Source organism: Metabacillus sp. 113a (genome assembly GCF_050107635.1).
In the GTDB taxonomy this organism is placed as follows: Bacteria; Bacillota; Bacilli; order Bacillales; family Bacillaceae; genus Metabacillus_B.
In genome coordinates, this window is record NZ_JBNILJ010000005.1 from 146,735 (window position 1) to 170,009 (window position 23,275).

General features: G+C 43.1%; 19 protein-coding genes. 16 read left to right on the plus strand and 3 right to left on the minus strand.

What is annotated here, in order from left to right; all coding sequences use genetic code 11:
* Positions 1-11 precede the first annotated feature (11 nt).
* Entirely contained in the window at positions 12-3,203 is a 3,192-nt protein-coding gene (locus tag ACQCVE_RS10840) for an efflux RND transporter permease subunit (protein WP_426845048.1), read from the minus strand.
* 886 nt (positions 3,204-4,089) lie between these two features.
* On the opposite strand from ACQCVE_RS10840, the gene ACQCVE_RS10845 reads away from it, so the two are divergent.
* Together ACQCVE_RS10845 and ACQCVE_RS10850 are read left to right on the plus strand one after the other, a co-directional pair.
* On the plus strand, positions 4,090-4,332 hold the full coding sequence (locus ACQCVE_RS10845; protein WP_426845049.1) for a hypothetical protein: 243 nt from the start codon (positions 4,090-4,092) through the stop codon (positions 4,330-4,332).
* Between the two features lie 352 nt (positions 4,333-4,684).
* Entirely contained in the window at positions 4,685-4,768 is an 84-nt protein-coding gene (locus tag ACQCVE_RS10850; protein WP_426845114.1) for a putative holin-like toxin, read from the plus strand.
* Positions 4,769-5,100: 332 nt separating this feature from the next.
* On the opposite strand, the gene ACQCVE_RS10855 is transcribed toward ACQCVE_RS10850, so the two are convergent.
* On the minus strand, positions 5,101-5,232 hold the full coding sequence (locus ACQCVE_RS10855) for a hypothetical protein (RefSeq protein ID WP_426845050.1): 132 nt from the start codon (positions 5,230-5,232) through the stop codon (positions 5,101-5,103).
* A 181-nt stretch (positions 5,233-5,413) separates the two neighbouring features.
* Here ACQCVE_RS10855 and ACQCVE_RS10860 point away from each other — a divergent pair, with 181 nt between their 5' ends.
* The 11 genes from ACQCVE_RS10860 (at position 5,414) to ACQCVE_RS10910 (ending at position 17,437) form a co-directional block, all read left to right on the plus strand.
* Positions 5,414-6,475, plus strand: coding sequence for a Gfo/Idh/MocA family oxidoreductase (locus ACQCVE_RS10860; RefSeq protein ID WP_426862801.1), 1,062 nt, complete (start codon positions 5,414-5,416; stop codon positions 6,473-6,475).
* 45 nt (positions 6,476-6,520) lie between these two features.
* Complete coding sequence (locus tag ACQCVE_RS10865) at positions 6,521-6,928, plus strand: DUF6843 domain-containing protein (protein WP_426845052.1); 408 nt, start codon at positions 6,521-6,523, stop codon at positions 6,926-6,928.
* Positions 6,929-7,041: 113 nt separating this feature from the next.
* Positions 7,042-7,887, plus strand: coding sequence for a glucose PTS transporter transcription antiterminator GlcT (glcT, locus tag ACQCVE_RS10870; RefSeq protein WP_426845053.1), 846 nt, complete (start codon positions 7,042-7,044; stop codon positions 7,885-7,887).
* 238 nt (positions 7,888-8,125) lie between these two features.
* Positions 8,126-10,225 (plus strand): glucose-specific PTS transporter subunit IIBC, encoded by a 2,100-nt coding sequence (gene ptsG / locus ACQCVE_RS10875; RefSeq protein ID WP_426845054.1) that lies wholly within the window; start codon positions 8,126-8,128, stop codon positions 10,223-10,225.
* A gap of 101 nt (positions 10,226-10,326) precedes the next feature.
* The gene (locus ACQCVE_RS10880; RefSeq protein ID WP_426845055.1) at positions 10,327-10,593 is read left to right on the plus strand and encodes a phosphocarrier protein HPr; all 267 of its coding nucleotides are present in this window, start codon (positions 10,327-10,329) and stop codon (positions 10,591-10,593) included.
* A complete protein-coding gene (gene ptsP, locus ACQCVE_RS10885) occupies positions 10,593-12,314 on the plus strand; it encodes a phosphoenolpyruvate--protein phosphotransferase (RefSeq protein WP_426862803.1) in 1,722 nt (573 codons plus the stop codon). The genes ACQCVE_RS10880 and ptsP overlap by 1 nt, the downstream gene beginning before the upstream one ends.
* A 167-nt stretch (positions 12,315-12,481) precedes the next feature.
* Complete coding sequence (locus tag ACQCVE_RS10890) at positions 12,482-14,026, plus strand: ATP-binding protein (RefSeq protein ID WP_426845057.1); 1,545 nt, start codon at positions 12,482-12,484, stop codon at positions 14,024-14,026.
* 162 nt (positions 14,027-14,188) lie between these two features.
* Entirely contained in the window at positions 14,189-14,428 is a 240-nt protein-coding gene (locus ACQCVE_RS10895) for a transcriptional regulator SplA domain-containing protein (RefSeq protein WP_426845058.1), read from the plus strand.
* Between the two features lie 26 nt (positions 14,429-14,454).
* Positions 14,455-15,483: a spore photoproduct lyase gene (gene splB, locus ACQCVE_RS10900; RefSeq protein ID WP_426862805.1), complete on the plus strand. Its 1,029-nt coding sequence runs from the start codon at positions 14,455-14,457 to the stop codon at positions 15,481-15,483.
* 266 nt (positions 15,484-15,749) lie between these two features.
* Positions 15,750-16,535 carry an SDR family oxidoreductase gene (locus tag ACQCVE_RS10905; RefSeq protein WP_426845060.1) on the plus strand — a complete coding sequence of 262 codons (786 nt, stop codon included), beginning with the start codon at positions 15,750-15,752 and terminating at the stop codon, positions 16,533-16,535.
* A 20-nt stretch (positions 16,536-16,555) separates the two neighbouring features.
* Positions 16,556-17,437, plus strand: a complete 882-nt coding sequence (locus ACQCVE_RS10910; protein ID WP_426862807.1) for an NAD(P)-dependent oxidoreductase — start codon at positions 16,556-16,558, stop codon at positions 17,435-17,437.
* A gap of 53 nt (positions 17,438-17,490) precedes the next feature.
* Here ACQCVE_RS10910 and ACQCVE_RS10915 read toward each other — a convergent pair whose 3' ends face one another.
* Positions 17,491-18,333: a CAP domain-containing protein gene (locus tag ACQCVE_RS10915; protein ID WP_426845062.1), complete on the minus strand. Its 843-nt coding sequence runs from the start codon at positions 18,331-18,333 to the stop codon at positions 17,491-17,493.
* A gap of 379 nt (positions 18,334-18,712) precedes the next feature.
* Here ACQCVE_RS10915 and ACQCVE_RS10920 point away from each other — a divergent pair, with 379 nt between their 5' ends.
* The 3 genes from ACQCVE_RS10920 to ACQCVE_RS10930 all read left to right on the plus strand — a co-directional run bounded on the left by ACQCVE_RS10920 (position 18,713) and on the right by ACQCVE_RS10930 (position 23,256).
* Positions 18,713-20,878, plus strand: a complete 2,166-nt coding sequence (locus ACQCVE_RS10920; protein ID WP_426845063.1) for a peptidoglycan D,D-transpeptidase FtsI family protein — start codon at positions 18,713-18,715, stop codon at positions 20,876-20,878.
* A gap of 102 nt (positions 20,879-20,980) precedes the next feature.
* Positions 20,981-21,163, plus strand: a complete 183-nt coding sequence (locus ACQCVE_RS10925; RefSeq protein WP_426862809.1) for a hypothetical protein — start codon at positions 20,981-20,983, stop codon at positions 21,161-21,163.
* Positions 21,164-21,468: 305 nt separating this feature from the next.
* Positions 21,469-23,256 carry a PAS domain S-box protein gene (locus ACQCVE_RS10930; RefSeq protein ID WP_426862811.1) on the plus strand — a complete coding sequence of 596 codons (1,788 nt, stop codon included), beginning with the start codon at positions 21,469-21,471 and terminating at the stop codon, positions 23,254-23,256.
* Positions 23,257-23,275 lie beyond the last annotated feature (19 nt).

A 23,275-nucleotide genomic window follows, 5' to 3' on the forward strand; every position in this document is an offset into this window, starting at 1 on the left:
GGTTTTTTCATTTATGCGTTTTCCGCAGTTTCCACTTTTTTCTGTCTTTCTTTTCTTGATTGTTTAAAGAAGAATAGCTCATACACTACCGGTACAATAATCAATGTCAGCAAGGTGGAGGAGGTCAATCCTCCAATAACAGTAATTGCCAGGCCTTTTGAGATTAACGTTCCGGAGGACGTTGTAAAGGCGAGCGGAAGAAGAGCCGCTATGGTGGCGAATGCTGTCATCAATATCGGGCGCAGTCTTGTTTTACCTGCTTCGATTAAGGCTTCCCTGATGACCAGACCTTTTTGTTCACGGTTCTGACCGATCCGGTCAACCATTACGATAGCGTTTGTCGTAACAATTCCAATCAGCATCAATAATCCGATCATTACGCTGACACTCAGCGGTTCTTTCGCCAGATATAATCCAAGCAAGGATCCGATCGGTACGAAAATCAGCGATGAAAGAATGACGAACGGAATTCGGGCTTTGCCGAATGTGATAAGCATAGTGATATAGACCAGACCGATGGCAACGAGCATGGCAAGCCCGAGCTGCTGGAAGGTTTGTACGGTTTCATCGCTTCCGCCGCCGCCTTCAAGGGAAACGCCATCAGGAAGATTGACATCATTTTCTACACCTTCTATGACAGCGGACGAAACCTCCGCTATGTTATCAGAAGAGATCTGGGCACTGACCTGTGCATATACTTTGCCATCCAGGCGCTGAATTGAAGTAAAAGCATCCTTCTCCTCAACTTCTGCTACATCAGACAGTTTGATTGGCCCCTTTTGACTGAAGATTACGGTATCCTTCAGCTGGTCTACAGATGTAACATCATCGCTGTAGCTGAGCTCTACGGTACGCTCTTCTCCGTCAAGCTCCAGGTCTCCTACTTCGACCGGTTTCGTCTGATCTGAAACGATGCCGAGAACCTGGAATCCGGATACTCCAAACTCATCAGCTTTTTCCGGATCGATGATGACTTCTGCCTGTTTCTGCCTTTCAGCAAAATTGTTGGATACATATTTTAAGTTTTCATTTTTGTTCATATAATCTTCAACTTTTTTGGCAGCTTCAGACAGTGCTCCCAAATCATTAGAATACAGATCAATATTTACATTGTTATTTGATGGGGGACCGCCGCTGCTTTGTTCCTGTATGCCAAGCTTAGCTTCAGGCTCTAATTCAGCAGTGATGTCTTCCATCTTAGTCTGGAGGTCTTTAATATACTCTGTAACTTCCGTTCCATCCTTGAGTGTAATAAAGTAGCTCGCTTTGTTTTCGCGCTTAAGGCCGGTATTAAAGTCTCTGCTTCCGACACCGGCTGTAACCTCTTCAATCGGTTCTTCCTTATCAAGCATTTTTTCCAGTTCCAATGATACTTCGTTCGTTTTATCAATGGTTGTGGAAGACGGAAGTTCTACACTCGCAACGAGGGTTTTCTGTTCCTCATTCGGAATGAAAGTAAATCCAAGGCCGCTGACAAGGAAAACGGATCCGAATAACAAGAGCAGTGATAAACCGATTATGGTAATTTTATGATTCAAGGACCATTCGATCACGCCTGCATAAAACTTCTGCAAAGGACCTTCTTTTTCTTCCTTCGGCACTTTTTTAAACGAGAATCGGGCGAGAATCGGTACAATTGTTACCGCTACAATAAGTGATGTCAGCAAAGCAAAGATGATCGTTAAAGCAAAAGGAAGGAAAAACTCTCCTGTGATTCCTCCAACAAAGCCCAGCGGCAAAAATACAACAACTGTTGTAATCGTAGAGGAAGTGATGGCCTTTAATATTTCTTTAGTCGAATCCTCTATTATTTCATTCGTAACGTCCGCATTTGTTTTGCGGACTCGCCTGAATACATTTTCAATAACAACGATACTGTCATCTACAACCCTTCCGACTGCAACCGCCATACCTCCAAGTGTCATGATATTCAGAGAGATATCAAGCTGATTGAGGAAAATGGATGTGACTAATAGGGATAGCGGAATGGAGATGATCGCTATGATGGTTGCCCGGAAATTGCGAAGGAACACAAGAACGGCAACGGATGCAAATAAGGCCCCGAGCAAGCCTTCGCGAATAAGTGTTTCAACTGATTTTTCAATGCCCTCTGCCTGATCAAATCCGATGGAGTAATCAAGTTTATCCTCATATTTTTCGAGGGTCTCTATAACCCGATCGGCGACTTCCACAGTGTTGGCATCCTGTTTTTTTGTAATGGCCATTGATAGAGAATCTTTTAAATTGTAGCGTGTAATTTCCGGCCGTTCCGTGATGGTTTCAATTTCAGCAATTTCTTTAAGCTTTACCGGTTCTTGCTGAGCCTGCTGGGCATTTGGAGCTGGGGATGCTCCGCTCTGTGAGGAGCTGCCGCTTGACTGGGAACCAGACTCCGCGCCGCCGCCTGCAGGCTGACCGCCTTGGGCGCCCGGCGCCTGGCCAGATGGTCCCTGCTGAGGTGCTGCTGGTGCTCCAGCTGAAACCTGAAGTTCCTTAAGGGCCTCTACCTCATCTAAGCCTTCCTGAACTCTTATAGGTATTTCTGTCTCTTCATTCGTAATATTTCCAGCAGGGAATGATAAGTATTTTGCGTTGATTTTTTCTTTGATCTGTGTAAGAGTCAGGCCATTCTTTTCTGCTGCTTCTTTATCTACAGTGATCCGCACAGCCTCTTCTTTTAATCCCCCTACAGAGACGCTGTTTATACCTGAGATTTTATTCAATTCCGGTATAACATCCTCTTGGAGCAATTTTTCAATATCTCCATCTTCTTTTGTGAACAGTGAGATATTAAAAATAGGGAAAGTTCCAAACGAGAAGCGGTTAATATTCGTTTGAGCATTTTCCGGAAGATTTGCTTCACTAATTAACGTATTAAGCTGATCTTCCACCTCATCGATATCCGTGTTAAAAGGGAATTCCAGGTTTATGATTCCAACACTTTCAAATGAGGAGCTTGTGATTTTTTTTACACCATCAATGGCTTTAAATTCTTCCTCGAGCTTGGAGGTTACCTGCTCGCTTACATCATCAGGCGATGCTCCTGGGTAAACTGCTTCAACAGATACTTGAGGGAATTCAATGTTTGGGAGCAGATCCACTTTAAGCTGGGTAAAGCTGTATAGCCCTCCAAGTATCAGCAAAAAAGAAATAATAAATACCGCGACTGCATTTTTAAGGCTGAATTTTGTTAAAAAGTTCATGGCTACACCTCTTTGTATTAGTTGTACAAAAGTTATACAAGATTTACTATACTCTCTTTGTTCAGAAATTGCATCAATTATCCCAATTAATTTATGTCAAAACTGAAAACTTAATAAAAGGCTGGCTGAATGCGTTTAATTGTTTGAATAGCGGAATGTGTTCTTTCCTTAAAGATTGTAAGTGACGGGTATAGAATGCTCCATTTTGCAGCCTTGACGCTAATTTGCAAGTGTGAACCGGCTCATTAGCCGATTCGCTTTTTTTTTGTGATGCGGAGCACCCTGCCGAGAGTAACTGATCCAGCCGGAAAGAACGGATGCCGCCCTTCAGAAGACATTTAGCAATCAAATAGTCTGCAGATTTTTTCAATACAATTATATTTCTTTGGGTGATCTCTCCTGATGATGAAGCTAAATAAATGAGCTGAATGGGTCTTCTATGCTCGATGCTGCTATGGAAAATAAAATTCATCATGCTGCCTCCCTATCTTCTTATTCAGATTAGCATATACGAACAAGCATGCGGTATGCTGGCAAGAAGGAACATTCGTTCTTTTTCATAACCCGGTATACTTGGAGGGATATGGATATGAGGTATCATGTTATGTACACATTTGTTGTACAGAGTGTTCGATATGCAAAAATTATGGATTTTAAGAAGTGGAGAATTATAAGGGTATCCTTGATGGAAATACAAACAAACACTTATTTACAGAAGTGTGGAACGATATTAAATATAAGGAAGCGAACATAAAATCCGGAATGTTGAATTACAGAATTCAACCCAAGTCCCGATAAAGGATTCATTCGCTTCATGTCGAATAGTTTTTATACACGATTTTAACTTTCCACTGAGGAGCATACACTTTAAAAAGGGGTGATGGCTGTGTCAGAAATGGAAAAAATGAAAGAGGTTCAAAAGCTGTCAGAAGAAATTTTAAAAACTTTGCTTAAAGACGGCTATGTTGGAGATCAGAACGGGCTAATGAAGGCTGTGGAGCTTTTATCGAGATCGATAAGTGATTTATCATTTATGTATGAAAAAAAAGATATATGCCATGAGAATTTATTAAAGGGAACGCTTGCGAAAGTCCAAATCTCCTATAATGCAATACAATCCAAGCAATAATAAAGATCCGCTGACCGCGGATTTTTTTTAGGTCTGAACCGGAAAGCCGGACCTTTAAGAATGGTGCTGATTATAAATGCCTATAGTCTGTAGCGGAAGGCTTGAAACTCCGAGCTAAGAGCAGCGGGGCCAGGTGAGACGCCACTGTGGCGGAGCAAACATATAAATAAGAAGGTGTTTAAAAAACAGCCTTAAAGCGTGGAAGTTTTAGATAGAATTAGTCAATAATGGGCTATAGGACTTATTTTACCAAACGTATGTTCTATTTCAGGTTTGGTTTATGCTATAATGGACTTGCAGCAGGTTGCCCGGATCACGGGAGAATCCCCTTGCGGAAAGGGGGTGAGGCAGCATGACCATTTATGAGAGTCTGATTTTAATGCTCACGTTTGGTTCTGTCGTTATCGCGATTCTTTCTTTTCCGAGAAAAAAATAGCCCACCCTAAGCGGGAAGGCTAAATTCAAGAGTAATTCTGCTGTGGCTGAATTAGATGTTGGCGCATCTAATCAGCCTTTAAACTGGCATTTATCATCCAATTAACAGTATATCATAAGAGTGGGCTTTGATGCTCTTTTTTTTTATCACAAAAGCGGAAGCTGACCGGAAAAACGGCTCAACCATCCACGTGTATTTCAGGTTGATTTTCCCACGCCGTGCTCCCCTCAAACATTGGAAAAATTGAATAGCTTCCTAGTGTCCAGAACAGACCTGTTCAACAAGCGAAAGGCGGGTAGAAATAGATTCTATCCGCCTTTCGTATGTAGCTCTTATTTTTGATTTTTATTGGATTTCGGAGCGTTCATTTCTTTACCAAATTCAGTATCAGACTTCTGGTTTTGCTGATTTTGCTGTTTTTGCATTTGCTGTTCCTTGCTCTCATTTTGCTGATTTTTAGCCATTTCCTATCCCTCCTTTGCTTAAACATGTAGCGTAAGGGGTATATTTTCACCACATACGAATCCTATTTTTACCTATTTTTTCTGTATTATACATTTTGGCGGCTTCTTATCAGTTTAATCTTCCGAATGTTCCTGGACGAAAATACCACCGCACTGCCCACCAATAAAGGAGTGAATAAAATTGAAAAAAATACGGACCGGACTTGCTGGCTATGGTTTATCGGGAGAGGTTTTCCACGCACCGTTTCTGCACACAAACCCCTTATTTGAATTTGCGATGGTAATGGAAAGATCGAAAAATCTTGCAAGAAAACGCTACCCTTATGTTGAACGGGTCCATTCCTTTGATCAGATGATTCAGGATCCTTCCATTGAACTTGTTGTAATCACCACTCCTAATGAATACCACTTTGAAATGATTAAAGAGGCGCTGATGAAAGATAAGCATGTTCTGGTGGAGAAGCCGTTCACGGTCACTTCATCTGAAGGGTATAAGCTTGATGATCTTGCGAAAAAAAGAAATCTTGTTCTTGCCGTTTACCATAACAGGAGGTGGGATGGGGATTTTCTTACGGTGCAGGCCTTGCTTAAGCAGGAACTGGCAGGAAACCCGTCCGCTTTTGAGGCTCACTTTGACCGGTTTGAAAGCGGCATGAACTTCGATTCATGGCGAGAGAAAGATTTACCCGGTTCAGGGGTACTGTTCGATTTGGGTTCACATTTGATCGATCAGGCTTTGTGTTTGTTTGGAAAGCCGGAAGAGGTAACTGCCAATATCGAGATACAGAGGGAAGGGGGAATGGCCGATGATGCATTTGACATCCACCTTCATTATAAAACCCTTACAGCTGTTCTTAAATCAGGTATGCTTATTAGAGAGCCGGGCCCCCGTTATCAGCTTCACGGCAGCAAAGGGTCGTTTATTAAATATGGAATAGATCCCCAGGAGGAAAGATTAAAGGCGGGAGCTTGGCCGGATGAAAAAGATTTTGGATTTGAACCGGAAGAATCGTGGGGAATCCTGAATACAGACTTCAATGGTCTGCACTTCAGAGGGAATATCGAAACACTGCCTGGTCAATATAATACCTTCTATAACAAACTTTATGAATCCATAAGAGATGGGAAAAAGGTGCCTGTTAGTGCCTCGGAAGCAGCAGCTGTCATTGATGTCATCGAGTGCGCCCGGAAAAGCGCGGCAGAGGGAAGGACTATCCGTTTTATTGACCGCGGTGCTGAATAGGGAAATAGTGATTATGCCACTCTAAGAAAAAGAGGAGTGAGCATAATGAATAGATGGATACTAGCAGGAACAATTATTTTTCTTCTTGCCGGATGCAAAGAAGATGACCAGGCAGCGCCCAGAACTTTTTTGATCCCTGAAGGCTATACCGGGTGGGTCAAGGTGGAATATAAAGGCACGATGAAAGCTTCGACCTCCCAAAACCATCAGGAAATACTGAGAGCTGACTCAAATGGGCTGATTAAGACAAATGGCCGCAGTATACACGAAGGATGGGCTCAAAGCAGTTATTACTATATAAGCAAAAACGGAACAAAGACGAAACTTAATCCTGATAAAATGATTCATGGCAACTCCAGCGGGAGGGAATCCAAAGAAGCAGCAGAACAGTACTTTTTTGTAGGTACGGATAAGGATTTCCAGAAAAACGAATACAAACCGGAGCATCCGTAACCAGCTATTCCATTCAGCTTTTTTTCTACAGTATCCGACAAAATTCGTTGACGGCGGGCGTAAACACCTGTACGATATGAAGGGTTATAGCAGGAAAAGGAGCTGGGTAGGTCGTGAGTACGCCCTTTATCGTTAAGAAAGTCCTTAATAATAATGTGCTGATTGCTGATCACCCGGGGTTTCAAGAGGTTGTACTGATTGGCAGGGGGATTGGCTTTGGCAGATCCAGAGGCGATCGGATCGAGGAAGATTCCTATGAAAAGATGTTTGTTTTAAAGGATGAGAAAGAACAGGAGCAGTATAAGCTGCTGCTGCCGCATATCGATGAAGATGTGATAGCAATTATTCATGAAGTGATCCAGCACATAGAAACTAAGCTTAAGCACCCCTTGAACGAACATATTCATATTGGGCTGACGGATCACATTTCATTTGCACTTAAGAGAATAAAACAGGGCATGGACCTAAAAAACCCCTTCATGATTGAAACGAAGACCCTTTATCCGATGGAATATGAATTGGCAAAAGAGGCTGTTGATATTATTGAGCGCCGCCTTGATGTCGTTCTCCCGGAAGGCGAAGTGGGATTTATTGTCCTTCATATTCACGGTGCCATTACGGATAAACCCTTAAGTGAAGTAAACCAATCGTCCCAGCTGATTGCCAGGCTGACGAATTTAATTGAAGATTCTCTTAAAATCCAAATAGATCATGAAAGCATTAACTATTTAAGGCTTGTCCGCCATATCCGATTCACGATAGACCGGGTTCGGGCTGGAGAAAAATTGGATGAACCGGAAAAAATGGCTGACCTATTGAAAAATGAATATCCACTGTGCTATAATACTGCTTGGAAATTAATTAAAGTGATGCAGCAAACGCTTAAAAAGCCAGTATATAATGCTGAAGCAGTTTATCTGACCATGCATTTATACCGATTATCCAATAAAATATCGTAACCGGTACCAGCGTGTAACTGATTCGATCAGGCATGAGTGATAAAGGGGAAAGGTTTTCCTGCTTTCCATTTAGGGAAGGAGAAACAGGAAATCTCTATGCCTTTTTCACCATGCCTTTTTCTGTTTTATTTTTGAGGGTCCCATTTAGTTACCTTTAGTAAGAAAACGGTTTCAATATGTATTGTTGGATTTTTTAGCCGCTGCAAGCACACAATAGGCTCAAGGAGGATTGAATCGAATGTTCAAAAACTTATTTGGAGTATTGCAGAAAATCGGGAAAGCACTTATGCTGCCTGTTGCTATATTACCTGCAGCAGGGATCTTGCTTGCTTTCGGTAATGCTATGCAGAACCCCCAGCTCACTGCAAAAATACCAGCGCTTTCAAATGAAACCTTTACATTGATCGCAAAGGTAATGGAGTCCTCAGGGGACATTGTCTTCTCGAACTTGCCGCTTCTGTTCGCGGTGGGGGTTGCCATTGGTTTAGCAAATGGCGATGGGGTTGCCGGTATCGCGGCAATCATTGGATATTTGGTCATGAACGCAACGATGAGTGCTGTTCTTACTCAAACAGGACAGCTACCATCTGATGCTGTACAATTAGCTGAGTTTTTAGCAGCGGGTAACCCTGAATACGCCAGAGTACTGGGAATTGCCACACTCCAGACCGGGGTTTTCGGCGGGATTATTATAGGGGTGCTTGCCGCCTCCATGTATAACCGCTTCTACAATATTGAGCTTCCTCAATATCTTGGATTCTTTGCCGGAAAGCGTTTTGTACCGATTGTAACAGCTGTTTCAGCACTAATTATCGGAATTATCATGCTGTTTATCTGGCCGCCTGTACAAAGCGGATTGAATGCTTTCTCAAATGGACTGCTTGAATCAAACCGTACATTAGCTGCATTTCTTTTCGGTCTTATTGAACGGTCTCTTATTCCTTTTGGGCTTCACCACATTTTCTATGCACCATTCTGGTTCGAATTCGGAAATTATACGACCCAGGCAGGGGAACTTGTCCGCGGCGACCAGCGGATTTTTATGGCTCAAATAAAAGACGGTGCTGAACTGACTGCAGGTACGTTTATGACTGGTAAATTTCCTTTCATGATGTTCGGACTTCCTGCTGCAGCACTTGCGATTTATCACGAGGCACGCCCGGAGAACAAAAAGCTTGTTGCCGGGATCATGGGGTCCGCAGCACTAACATCTTTCCTGACTGGTATTACAGAACCGCTCGAGTTCAGCTTCTTGTTTGTCGCACCTATTCTTTTCGGAATTCATGCTGTATTTGCGGGCTTGTCATTTATGATCATGCAAATGCTCGATGTTAAAATTGGTATGACCTTCTCCGGCGGGGTCATCGATTATGTTCTATTCGGGATCCTGCCAAACCGTACAGACTGGTGGCTAGTCATTCCAGTTGGACTGGTTATGGCTGTCATCTATTACTTTGGCTTCCGATTTGCTATCCGCAAGTTTAATCTTGGAACACCGGGCCGTGAAGAGGCAAATGCAGAAACGGACGGAGAAGGTTCCCAACGTCCTGCCGGAGATCTTCCATATGAAGTCCTTCAGGCACTTGGCGGCCAGGAGAACATTAAACACCTTGATGCTTGTATCACCAGACTTCGTGTCCAGGTTGAAGATGTAAAGAATGTGAAAAAGGACCGTCTGAAAAACCTGGGTGCTTCCGGAGTGCTTGAAGTAGGAAACAATATTCAGGCGATCTTCGGACCTAAATCCGATAATTTAAAATCGCAGATTCAAGATGTTATTTCAGGCAAACGCCCAAGAGCTGCTGATACTTCCAGCATGAAAGATGAAGTGGAGCAGCAAATTGAAGAAGTGAATCCTGAAGCTCTGCAAAATCATTTTGATGAAGAACACTTTGTATCACCGATACATGGCCGCATTCTTCCGATTACTGAAGTGCCGGATCAAGTCTTCTCAGGTAAGATGATGGGAGACGGATTTGCGATTGATCCAATTGATGGAACGGTTGTATCACCGGTAGACGGCAAAATTTTAAATATCTTCCCGACAAAGCATGCAATTGGGCTTCTATCTGAAAGCGGACATGAAATTCTGATTCATGTGGGAATTGATACTGTTAATCTTAAAGGTGAAGGCTTTGAGTCCTTCATTGCCGAAGGGGACACTGTTAAGAAAGGCCAGAAGCTTCTCGAGGTAAACCTTGAGTTTGTAAAGGCCAATGCTCCATCAATCATTACACCGATTGTATTCACGAATCTCAAAGACGGAGAGTCCATTGAGATTCTGGAAACAGGAGAAGTGAAAAGCGAACAAAAGAGTATTATTAAGATCAGCAAATAAGCTTTATGCCAGCTCCCACTTGTCAGATGACAAGCGGGACTGGTAAGATAACATATTGTGAACAATTAAAAATACCTATTGTGATAAAGGAGAAGATTAACATGGCTGAAAAAACATTTAAAGTAACTGCGGAATCCGGTATTCATGCACGTCCTGCAACAGTATTGGTACAAACGGCAAGCCGTTTTGATGCGGATATCAATCTTGAATACAATGGAAAAACGGTCAACCTTAAATCCATCATGGGCGTTATGTCTCTTGGAATCGCCAAAGATTCTGAAGTTAAAATCACAGCAAGCGGCTCTGATGAAAGTGAAGCAATTGCTGCTCTTGAAGAAACGATGAAGAATGAAGGACTTGGAGAATAATGCTGGAACTTAACGGTATCGGAGCTTCTGCCGGTATTGCGATTGCGAAAGCATACCGCCTTGAAGAACCAGATCTTACTGTATCCAAAACCACAGTTTCGGATCAGGATGCTGAGATCCGCCGGTTTGAAGAAGCTATTCATAAATCAAAGTCAGAGCTTGAACGAATCAAGGAACATGCACTAAACGAACTTGGTAAAGACAAAGCAGAGATTTTTGCCGCTCATTTGCTGGTACTAAGTGATCCGGAGCTGTTGAATCCTGTAAAAGATAAAATCAGCAGTGAAGCTTCCAATGCTGAATTCGCCATGAAAGAAACGGCTGATATGTTTGTCAGTATGTTTGAATCCATGGACAATGAATACATGAAGGAACGTGCCGCTGACATTCGCGACGTTACAAAGCGTGTTATTGCCCATCTGATTGGCGTAGAGCTTCCGAGCCCTTCTCTTATTTCTGAAGAAGTCGTGATCATAGCGGAGGATTTAACTCCTTCTGACACAGCTCAGCTCAACCGTCAATTTGTGCTTGGATTCACGACGGACATCGGCGGACGTACATCCCATTCCGCCATCATGGCCCGATCCATGGAAATCCCGGCTGTTGTAGGTACAAAAGAAGCAACAGCTAAAATTCAAAACGGTACGATGGTTATCGTTGATGGACTGAGCGGTGATGTAATCATCGATCCTTCCTCCGAGACCATTGCTGCTTACGAAGAAAAGAAAAAGAAGCATGAAGCTCAAAAAGCAGAGTGGGCAAAACTCGTTAATGAGCCGACCGTTTCAAAAGACGGCCATCATGTCGAGCTTGCAGCAAATATCGGTACACCAAAAGATGTAAAGGGTGTGATCGAAAACGGCGGGGAAGCAGTAGGCCTTTACCGTACGGAATTTCTTTACATGGGGCGTGATCAGCTTCCTACAGAGGACGAGCAGTTTGAAGCATACAAAGCCGTTCTCACTAATATGGAAGGCAAGCCAGTCGTAGTTCGCACACTTGATATTGGCGGGGATAAGGAACTGCCTTATCTTCATCTTCCAAAAGAAATGAACCCGTTCCTCGGCTTCCGTGCTATCCGCCTATGCCTTGAGGAGCAGGATATCTTCAGAACACAGCTTCGGGCTCTGCTCCGGGCAAGCGTTCACGGCAATCTTCGCATTATGTTTCCGATGATTGCCACACTTGATGAATTCAGGCAGGCTAAAGCGGTCCTGCTTGAAGAAAAAGCAGGCCTTCAATCAAAAGGTGTGAAAGTGTCGGAAAACATTGAGATTGGGATTATGGTAGAGATTCCATCTACAGCAGTTATGGCTGACGTTTTCGCCAAGGAAGTTGATTTCTTCAGTATCGGGACCAATGACCTTGTTCAATACACGATGGCTGCTGACCGTATGAATGAACGTGTTTCCTACCTTTATCAGCCATACAATCCTGCCATTCTGCGCCTTATTACGCTTGTAATTGAAGCGGCGCATAAAGAGGGCAAATGGGTTGGCATGTGCGGAGAAATGGCGGGCGATCCAATTGCAATCCCAATTCTGCTTGGGCTTGGCCTGGACGAATTCTCTATGAGTGCAACATCCATTCTTCCTGCAAGGACTCAGATTCTGGGGCTGTCAAAAGAAGAAGCTGCTTCCTATAAGGAACAGATTTTGGGAATGGAAACAACTCAGGAAGTAATTGACTTTGTAAAGCAAACCTTTCATGTAGAATCATGATTAAAAAGACAGGCAAATGCCTGTCTTTTTTGCGTTTAATGTAGAAAATATAGGCTATTGGTTAGAATTAACTGGTATAATAGCGGTAAGAATAACCATTTGTTCTGGCTGTTCCGCACCATTTGGCAGTCCATACGAGATTATACTGATAAAGAAGAGGTTGTTTTATGGATAAAAAGCCTGTCATTATAAAAAGGAACCGCTTTTTAATTAGGCTGCTTTGTGTATTTTACATACTGGATTTACTCTTTATTTATATGTTAGACGGGGACCGGGATCATTGGCTCCTCCTAATTGCTTTTTCTATCCCTTTTATTTTTCTGTTTTTGGGAGAAAAAAAGATTAAGCCGGAGTATTTAATGTTCTGTTTGATTGCTCTGCTTTATGCTTATTTGATCATGCTGAATATGACCGTTCCTGCTTTTGTAAACCTTGTGTTTCTGACATTGCCTATTTTGGTCAGCACCATTTATCAGAACCGCACCCTGTTAATTTCTTCCTCCCTCTTTACAGCTGCTGTGCAGATTTATTTCTTTTATACGTATTTCGATGTCCTCCTTCAGGATATTACCCGAAAGGAAATAGCCTATTACATCCTCTTCACCATCCTGGTATTGTTTTTCCAGCTTTATTATTTAAGGTTTATTGGCGGCCTATGGAAACAGGTCAATGAACAAAAGGATGAAATGGCAGAGACACTGGAGTCCACTAAAGCGCAGCTTGAGCTGTTATTTTCACAGAGCAAGGATGCGATTGTATTAATGGATCGGGAATATAAAGTAATTGCTGTAAATCCCGCCTTTGAATCGTTATATAAGCTCCATGAGGATGAACTAAAAGGGAAGCAGTATCCATACGGTGAATATACACATCAAGCTATCGCTCAGCCGAACAGTTTTGGAAGCATGGTAACCCGTTCAGATTTAACAGCGGACGGGCAGAGGGTTGAGGTCGAGGCTGCCGTATCGCCTATCTATGGTGAAAGTGGCGCGCTGATTGCCCATTCCGAAGTTATTCGTGATGTGACCGAAAGAAGAAATGAAGAATTGATGCTTATTCAGGCAGAAAAACTTAAAGTAGCAGGAGAGATGGCAGCAGGTGTAGCTCATGAAATAAGAAACCCTTTAACTGTTCTGCAAGGTTTCCTTCAAATCTTAAAAGAAAAGTCTCCAGAGGATTATCCCTATACGGAAATTATGCTCTCTGAGCTTAAGCGCCTTAATGACATTGTCAGCGAATTCCTGATTTTATCAAAGCCCCAGTCCGTTAACCGTAAACTCTTCAATTTAAGGGAAGTCCTTAAAGAAACGATTACTTTTTTCGGATCTGAAATGGCGCTTAAAAATATTGTGATAAAAATGGACGAAATAGACTCTGTCACTGTATACGGAGACAGGAATCAAATTAAACAAGTACTCATTAATCTCCTGAAAAATTCCAGTGACGCGATGCCTGATGGGGGAACGATCCGAATTTCTTTAGAAAAAAATGATGGAAAAACAGCTGCCCTTATCATTAATGATTCCGGATGTGGTATTCCTAAGCAAAAGCTGGATAAAATTAAAGAACCTTTTTTTACAACTAAAGAAAAAGGAACTGGACTGGGGCTTGTGATTACAGAAAAAATTGCAGCCCAGCATGGGGGATCCCTTGAAATAGAAAGCGAGGAAGGTAAAGGGACAACGGTGAAGCTTATTCTTCCGCTTCCATAAAACCATGAATATGAGAAGGAATCTCCAATTCGTTCAGGATCCGCCTAAAACATACCTGACTGACTATTGCCCAATAGTTCAGTCTTTTTTTATGCCATGACATAAAATTCAGCTATCCCGCAAAGATTAACATAGAAGATCAGAAAAGGAGCTGACACATCAGTGAGAGCAGAGCATAAAGCAGGAGATACGGTTTACGTTATTTATAGAAATCCTCACACAGCCAATGTAGCAGTAATCAAAGAAGCGGAAGTGGTCCAGCACCCTGAGGACAAGAATGACATCGCTTTGTTTCTATATGACACTTATCACGAATTGCTTCCGGATGATGCGGTGTTTGCTTCATTTGAGGAAGCAGAGCAGCTCTATAATGAATTATTTGACCGTGAACAATACGAGTGATGCATACATAAAGGAGGGAATTAAGATTGGTTAAACCATTTGTTCCACAGCTTGTTTATTTTGAACCAAGGGCTCTGGAGTACCCCCTTGGTGTCGAACTGAAAGAAAAATTCGAAAAAATGGGACTTGAACTACGAGAGACAACCTCCCATAACCAAGTCCGGAATATACCTGGAAAGAATCACCTTCAGCAGTACCGAAATGCGAAATCAACATTGGTTATAGGGGTCAGAAAAACGCTAAAGTTCGATAGCTCAAAGCCCTCAGCTGAATACGCCATTCCGCTTGCTACAGGATGCATGGGCCATTGTCATTATTGCTACCTTCAAACGACTATGGGAAGCAAGCCTTACATTAGGACATATGTAAATGTTGAAGAAATACTTGAACAGGCACAGTCATATATGGAGGAAAGAGCACCAGATATAACGAGGTTTGAAGCCTCTTGTACTTCTGATATCGTCGGAGTTGACCATCTCACCCATTCACTGAAAAAGACGATTGAATATTTTGGTAAAAGCGATCTTGGGCAGCTCCGCTTTGTAACTAAATTTCATCATGTAGACCATCTTCTTGATGCAGATCATAACGGAAAAACCAGGTTTAGGTTTAGTGTCAATGCAGATTATGTCATTAAGCATTTTGAGCCGGGCACTTCTCCCTTGGATAAACGGATCGAGGCAGCGGTTAAAGTTGCCCGGGCAGGATATCCGCTCGGGTTTATCGTAGCACCAATCTATATTCATGAAGGATGGCAGGAAGGATATAAACAGCTGTTTGTTAAACTTTATGAATCACTCCCTAAAGACGCTGTTCAGGATATTACGTTTGAAATGATCCAGCACCGTTTTACTAAGCCTGCAAAAAGGGTAATCGAAAAGAATTACCCGAAAACAAAACTAGAAATGAGCGAGGATGAGCGCAGATATAAATGGGGAAGGTACGGAATTGGCAAGTATATTTATCAGAAGGACGAGGAACAGGAATTAAGGGATACACTGGAAGATTATATTGAAGCCTACTTTCCGCAGGCGAAAATTGAATATTTTACGTAAACAGAAGGAAAAGGTTAGATAAACTCAAGAATGCTTGATTTGCGAGCATTCTCGGGTTTTTCTTTTGGTGCGCAAGAGTATTGAAAAGGGTCGAAAAGTGATTAATCTGAAGCTCTATAAAATATGCACGAGCATTGGCATACCTGACAGAAAAAATGAGAATACAAAATTTTCCCTGTCTATCAGGAATGACAGGAAGCCGCTGAAAATGCCAGCAGTTCCTGTGTGTGATAAAATTGGAGTATCTTAGAAAAGGGGTGATATGGATGGATTTGAATCTGCAGCATAAAACAGCTCTTGTTATTGCATCCAGTCAGGGGCTTGGCAAAGCGGTCGCCAAAAAATTAGCGCAGGAAGGCGCAAATGTGATCTTGAGCGGGCGCGATGCTGAGAAGCTGGAAAGTGTTCAGCAGGAACTTGCTTACATAGGAGACGGAAGAATTATCAGTAAAACTTGTGATATTACAGACCCGCAGCAAATTAAAGCTCTTGTTGAACATACCATCGATGAGTTTGGGGAAATTGATATCCTTGTGAACAATGCAGGCGGGCCTCCAGCCGGAACGTTTGAGGACATGACAGATGAAAATTGGTATGAAGCATTTGAGTTGAATCTTCTCAGCTATGTGCGCATAATCCGTCAGGTCCTGCCCCATATGAAAGAAAAAGGCGGAAAAATCATTAATATCGCTTCCTCCTCCGTGAAAGAGCCTATTGAAGGGTTATTGCTTTCCAATACGTTCAGGATGGGAATTGTCGGACTGACTAAAACTCTGTCCCAGGAGCTTGCCCCTTATCATATTCTGATTAACACACTTGCTCCGGGAAGGATTGCGACCGGCCGCGTAGCGTTCCTGGATCAGTCAGCAGCTGAAAGACAGGGCATTACTCCTGATGAGGCGGCCGAGAATAATAAAGCACGTATTCCGCTCGGCCGGTATGGTGATCCCGAGGAATTCGCCAATTATGCTGTTTTTATGCTTTCAGGCGTAAATACATATGTAACGGGCCAGACGCTGCTGGTAGATGGCGGATTAGTAAAATCGGTATAGAAACAAGGAGGAGAGGTCCTATGGCGGGAGAAAACGTGGCATTTATCGGGACAGGGGTCATGGGGAATAGCATGGCAGAACATTTAATGAGTAAAGGCTATTCATTAACAGTATATACCCGAACAAAGAATAAAGCAGAAGATCTCCTTGAGAAAGGGGCAAAATGGGCCGATACCGTCAAGGAAGCTGTGGCGGAAGCCGGCTTTGTGATTACGATGGTCGGCTATCCAAGTGATGTTGAAGCGATCTATCTTGATGAAGACGGTATTATCGATTCCTCTCAAAAGGGTGCCTATTTAATTGATATGACAACTTCTAAGCCATCACTTGCGGTAAAAATTGCTGAAGCAGCACGTTCCAAAGGACTTTATGCCATCGACGCTCCAGTATCAGGAGGGGATGTTGGTGCAAAAGAAGCAAGGCTTGCGATTATGGCAGGCGGCGAAGAATCTGCATTTGAAAACTGTCTGCCTCTTTTTCAGGCAATGGGGAACAATATCGTTCATCAGGGGGGAGCAGGTTCAGGACAGCATACAAAGATGAGCAATCAGATCGCAATTGCCTCAGGGATGATTGCGGTATGTGAAGCTCTAGCCTATGCAGAAAATTCAGGTCTCAATCCGGAACAGGTTCTGAAAAGCATTTCCACAGGGGCAGCAGGAAGCTGGTCCCTCAGCAACCTTGCCCCCCGAATGCTGAGCAATCAATTTGAACCGGGCTTTTATGTAAAGCATTTTATAAAAGATATGAGAATTGCCAAAGAGGAATCAGAGCAATTTGGCCTCCCTACTCCAGGACTTGACCTGGCACTGGAGCTTTTTGAAACACTGGAAAATATGGGAGAAGAGAACAGCGGAACACATGCTTTATACAAGCTTTGGAAGCAAAAAAGGCTCTCCTGATTGATAAAAAAGACAGCCGCTTACGAGCGGCTGTCTGCTAAACTATAAAACTATTATTTACCGATGAACTGCTGAGTCCAGTAGTTGCCTTCTTCAACATGTCCTACACCGATGTGCGTGAACTCGGAATTCATAATGTTTTTACGGTGACCTTCGCTGTTCATCCATGCTTGTACAACTTCTTCAGGTGATTTTTGCCCCATAGCAATGTTTTCCCCTGCTGTTTTGTATTCAACCCCAAATTGTTTCATCATATCAAACGGAGATCCGTATGTTGGGCTATTGTGATCAAAGTAGTTATTTTTCTGCATATCTGCAGACTTTTCTTTAGCTACTTTGCTTAGCTCTTCATCTACTTGAAGTGGCTTAAGACCTTGTTTTTCACGCTCTTGGTTTGTCAGTTCAACAACCTGCTGTTCAAACTCGCTAAGGGCGCCGGACTTAGCTGTTTCTTGCTTAGGTTCAGAAGCTTGCTCTTTGGCAGGAGCCTGCTGCTGTCCTTGTGCAGGAGCTGGAGCCTGCTCTTTAGCAGAAGCTGGAGCCTGTTCTTTGGCAGGAGCTGGAGCCTGTTCTTTAGCTGCTTCCGGTTCTTGTCCTGGCAGGCAGTTTGGTTTTTGAGCCTTATCCTTACCGTTCTGACCTTGTGCGGCCTGAGCCTGCTTGCCTAGAAGCTGCTGAATTTGCTCCTGAATTTGCTGCTGATTGCCGCTGCCTTCAGCTGCCTGCTGAACTTGCTCAGGGCTGATATTAAATTTCTTGCTTAGTTCAGTCACTTTAGCCTGTACATTCTGCTGAGAAAGTTCCTGTGCACCTGCCGGGTTGCCTCCTCCGAAAGTGGCGAATCCTGCCGCAGCAGCGACTGATATAATAAAAGATTTCTTAGTAGTGTTCTTCATAAATTAAAGCCCTCCTAAAAAATGTGTGATTGTATTTTCGTGCTTCTCTCTTGCACAAACTCATCATAACACGGCAGAATTGTAATATTTCAGCCACCGATTTCCATTGACATGTTTACCTTTGAAATAAAACCCCGAAACTTAAAAAATCCCTTATATAATAGTGGTTTAATCCACTTTCATTCTGTAAGTAGAGCAGTTTTTCACAGTCGAAAATCTCCTTAAAATACCATCTGTTGAAGTTTTTTCATTGAATTTGTACTTGACACAAAAAATAGGCCGTTCGACATATGACAACTATTACACAAGTGTTACAATAGGGATGTTATTTTACAAAACTTTTCATTTAATAGATATCTATTTTGAAAGGAGTACGAAATTGACAGAACAAGGGACACATTCATCGGAGGATCGAAAGCTGAAAAGAGCCCGCCATTTTCGCATCAATATTTTTTTCTTTTGCGTATTTCTCATTTTCACGATGCTTATCGTCCGTCTGGGCGTTATTCAGATTGTTAAAGGAGAGGAGTATACGAAGGAAGTAACCAGAACGGAAGCAAATATCTCTTCTTATCCGGCGCCCCGGGGGAAAATGTATGACAGGTATGGCAGAGTGGTTGTTGACAACGTAAGTGTACCTGCCATTACTTACACGGTAGAAAAAAGCACGAAAACGGCAGATAAGCTGGAGACAGCAAGAAAGCTTGCCGAATACATCGAGGTTGAAAAAGAAGCAATTCAATATACAGCCGGACAGGAAAGCGAACGGGATATCCGTGATTATTGGCTGGCCTCCCACGAAGAGGAGGCTAAAAAACTTTTAACGGCAAAGGATTTGGAGAGGAAAGGGAAGGATCAATATAAGCTTCAGGTTGAGAGGGTGCCTCAGCATGAAGTGAATGTGATAAAAAACAATCCGGGTGAACTGGAGCTTGCGGTGCTATACAAACGTTTCTCTTCAGGATATGAGTATGAACCGCAAATCATTAAGTCGCAGGCAGCTCCTAAAGATGAAGTTCCAGGGCCGCATAATATGCTTACGAATGATGAAATGGCCCGGGTTTCAGAGAATATCGAATCTCTGCCGGGTGTTAACATCATTACAGACTGGAACCGGAGCTACGTATTTGGAGATACGCTGGAAAGTATACTTGGAGGGGTCACAAGCTCCTCCCAGGGTATATTGGAAGAACGTAAGCCTTATTACCAGGCGAGAGGGTACGCACGCAACGACCGAGTAGGGAAGTCTCGCCTTGAGTATCAATATGAAGAATTTTTAAATCCGCGTAAAGCGAAGGTTGAATATATCACAGATAAAAACGGCAGCACTATTTCCGAGAAGGTCGTGGACCCTGGCAGAAGAGGACTTGATCTGAAGCTGACTTTTGATGCGGAGCTTCAGCGTGAAGTAGAAAAAATTGTCGAGGAAGAATTGAAAAAAGCTGTAGCCGTAAGCCCATATGCCGACCGTGCCTTTGCAGTGATGATGGATCCCTACGAGGGCGATATCCTCGCTATGGCTGGAAAAGGCTACGACCGCTTTAATTCAAAAAAATATTATGATTTTTCTTATGGAGCCTACACAACCCAGTATGAAATGGGATCAGCTGTTAAGGGGGCTACCCTCTTAGGGGGGTTTCAGGAAGGCTTGGAGCCTGGGACGTCATTTAATGACAATATCCCGATTCTTCTCAAGGGTACCGCTCCGAAAAAATCCCTGCACCCGAGCGGATGGGTCGATGACCGCGAGGCACTGGAAGTCAGCTCGAACGTTTATATGTTCCGGACGGCGATGGAAATTGCCGATATTCCATATGTACCCAACGGGAAATTCTCCGCGGGACCGGATGACCTGCGGAAATTCCGCAACCTGAACGATCAATTTGGCCTCGGAGTGCCCACCGGCATCGATTTGCCCGGTGAAGCAGACGGTCAAAGAGCGTATCCGGACTCGGTAGGCGGATTGCTTCTTGATGTCGCAATCGGCCAATATGATACGTATACTCCTTTGCAGATGGCCCAGTACATCTCTGTCATAGCAAACGGAGGATACCGGGTTGAACCAAGAGTCGTCAGGTCTGTTCACGAACCGATGAACGATCATCAGCTTGGGCCATTTGTATTTGAGAGAGACCCCAAAATTTTGAATGCCATTAATAATACTTCAGATGAAATCAAGCGGATCCAGGATGGGATGAAACTCGTTACAAAAGGTTCCCGGGGGACAGCCAGGGCCTATTTTAACGGCCTTGATGTTGCGGGGAAAACGGGAACCACTCAATCTTTTTACACAAATATCCAGCAGGGAATTAAATTAAAGCCTGTAAGCAATGTTACTTTTGTAGGGTATTACCCGACCGACCATCCCAAAGTAGCGTTTAGTGTAACCGTGCCGAATGTGAAGGAAAGGTCTTCGGCGACTGCCGCAAGCAGGCTTATCGGAGACCGGATCATGAAGGCTTATGTACAGCTTGAAAAAAAATATAATGCCCAAGAAGATAAATCGAAAGTGATCATTGACAAAAAGAAAGAAGCCGCCAGCTAATCATAAAGGGCCGCAGTTTATACGGTTCTTTTTTTTGCCAATCATATACTGCCCCTTTTCGAAAGAAACTATAAAGCAGGAAAGAAAAGGGGTGAAAAAAGAATGGCAAAACGCACAAAGAAGAATGATGCTGAACAGAAAAATAAAAAAGGATTTGATTCTTCAAAGCAAGATACTGAATTTGCCCATGAATCAGGAAGCCATCATGTCAATCAGCTTCATCATGAGAAAGCGAAAAAAGAAAAGGCGTCTAAAAATCAAGGGGAATACAAAGGAATGAATTGAGCCGAAACACCTGCTTTAACCAAAGCGGGTGTTTTTTTTGCGGTTTACGTGAAGATGATGTTCATTAGCTCACATTGACTTCCGGTCCTGCCGGAACATGGCACAGGGAAAAGCACCCTCTTCATTTTGAGAGTCTCGAGCAAGCTCTTGCAAGGTTAAGCTAGGCCTGAAAATATTGGAAACTTTTGAAAGTGTTTGAAGGATTCAGATAAAATTTCTCGAATTGTTTTATAGATATCATACCCAGGCTGAAGATTTAAAAGTATGCTCCAATTGAAAGCTTTTCCGAAAAAGGGGGGGAAGCAATGGATCAGCAAACGGAAGAAACAGATTACGTATACACGGTCCTAAACTCTAAAGGAAAGATTCTCTACGTTTCAGCCAATGCAGAGGAATTTATACGCTCCGGCAGGGAAGAACTCATAGGGAGATACCTTTCAGACTATGTACATAGTGAGGATGTGCAGGCTGTAGAGAGCTATTTGCAGAATCAGCACTATATGTTTCCGTGTTCATTCAGAATGAAAACGAAGGAAAACGGAAGTGTTTGGGCAGAAGCAGTGATGGATTTTATCCGGAGCCATAAAGAAGCAGGCGAACGGGAAGAAATCGTCCTGAAGATCACGTTTTCTGATCCGGAAGATGCTTTATCCAATCCATCCACGCTCCTGGACGAAGAAACGGCGGAAAAGATGTTTCTGAATCATTTGCCAAGCCCGCTTATTATAACGGTTAAAGGGGTGATTCACTTTGCCAACAAAGAAGCGGTTGCGCTGCTGAAAGCAGGAGCAAATGACGCCAGGCTGATTGGACTGAATTCCCTGGAGTTAATTCAGGAAGATTACAAGGAGATTTTCCGCAACAGGATTGAACGGCTTCAAAAGGGAGCGAGGGCAGGTGTTACTGAACAAATCTGGCACAGGCTTGACGGTACACCAATTGAGCTGGAAGTGAAAACGTCATCGATCCAATATGGAAAAGAGCATGCAGAGCTTGTAGTCCTGCTTGATATATCTGCCAGAAAAAGATTTCAGAAAATCCTTCAAAAAAGCAGGGAACGCTATCAAAGACTGATTCAAAATTCTTTGGACACCATCGCTGTGATTCATAATGATAAATGGGTATTTATTAATGAATCAGGGGTACGTCTGTTTAGAGCTTCAGGCTATCAGGATATGCTTGGGAAGAGCTATACCCGATTTATGAAGGAAGATCAGCTCATTCATGCACAAACTCTCATTCGTGAGGTTCTTACAGGGCAGTCGGATTCAAGGGTTGGGGAAGTGGAGTGGAAAACCTACGAAAACCAGCTTATATTTACCGAGATGGTCTGCATTCCCACCAGTTACTTTGGTGAGCCTGCGGTTCAAGTAATCTTAAGGGACTTAACAGAAAAGAAAAAAACTGAAGAGCTGATGCTGCAATCTGAAAAATTGTCTGTAGCGGGACAGCTGGCTGCGGGGATCGCCCATGAAATCAGAAACCCGCTTACAGCAATCAAAGGATTTTTACAGCTTATGAAAACAAAAGACACCAGCAATGATGAGTATTTTAAAATCGTTTTTGGGGAACTGGACAGAATTGAATTAATCTTGAGCGAGCTTCTTGTGCTTGCTAAACCGCAAACGAGCATGTTTACAAAAACAAATTTAAACCTGCTGATCCATGAAGTGACCACTCTTCTTGAAACACAGGCTAATTTGAACGGAGTGTACATTAAGACTTCTCTTACGAACGAAAACTCAAATTTATACGGAGACCCCAATCAGCTGAAACAAGTTTTTATTAACTTGATTAAGAATGCCATTGATGCGATGCCAAATGGAGGTTCAGTTAAGATAAACACGAGCGGAAGCAGCGACGAAATCGTGGTAACCGTTCAGGATGAGGGGGAAGGGATATCCGAGTCCATCTTAAAGCGGATGGGTGATCCATTTTTTACGACGAAAGAAAAGGGGACCGGTCTAGGACTCATGATTACATATAAAATCATTGAAAACCACTTTGGAAAAGTAACCATTGCAAGTGAAAAAGGAAAGGGCACCACATTCACGATCTGCTTTCCAACAAAAGGAGGACGCTCAGTCAGGTGAGCGTCCTCCCTTTTTTATA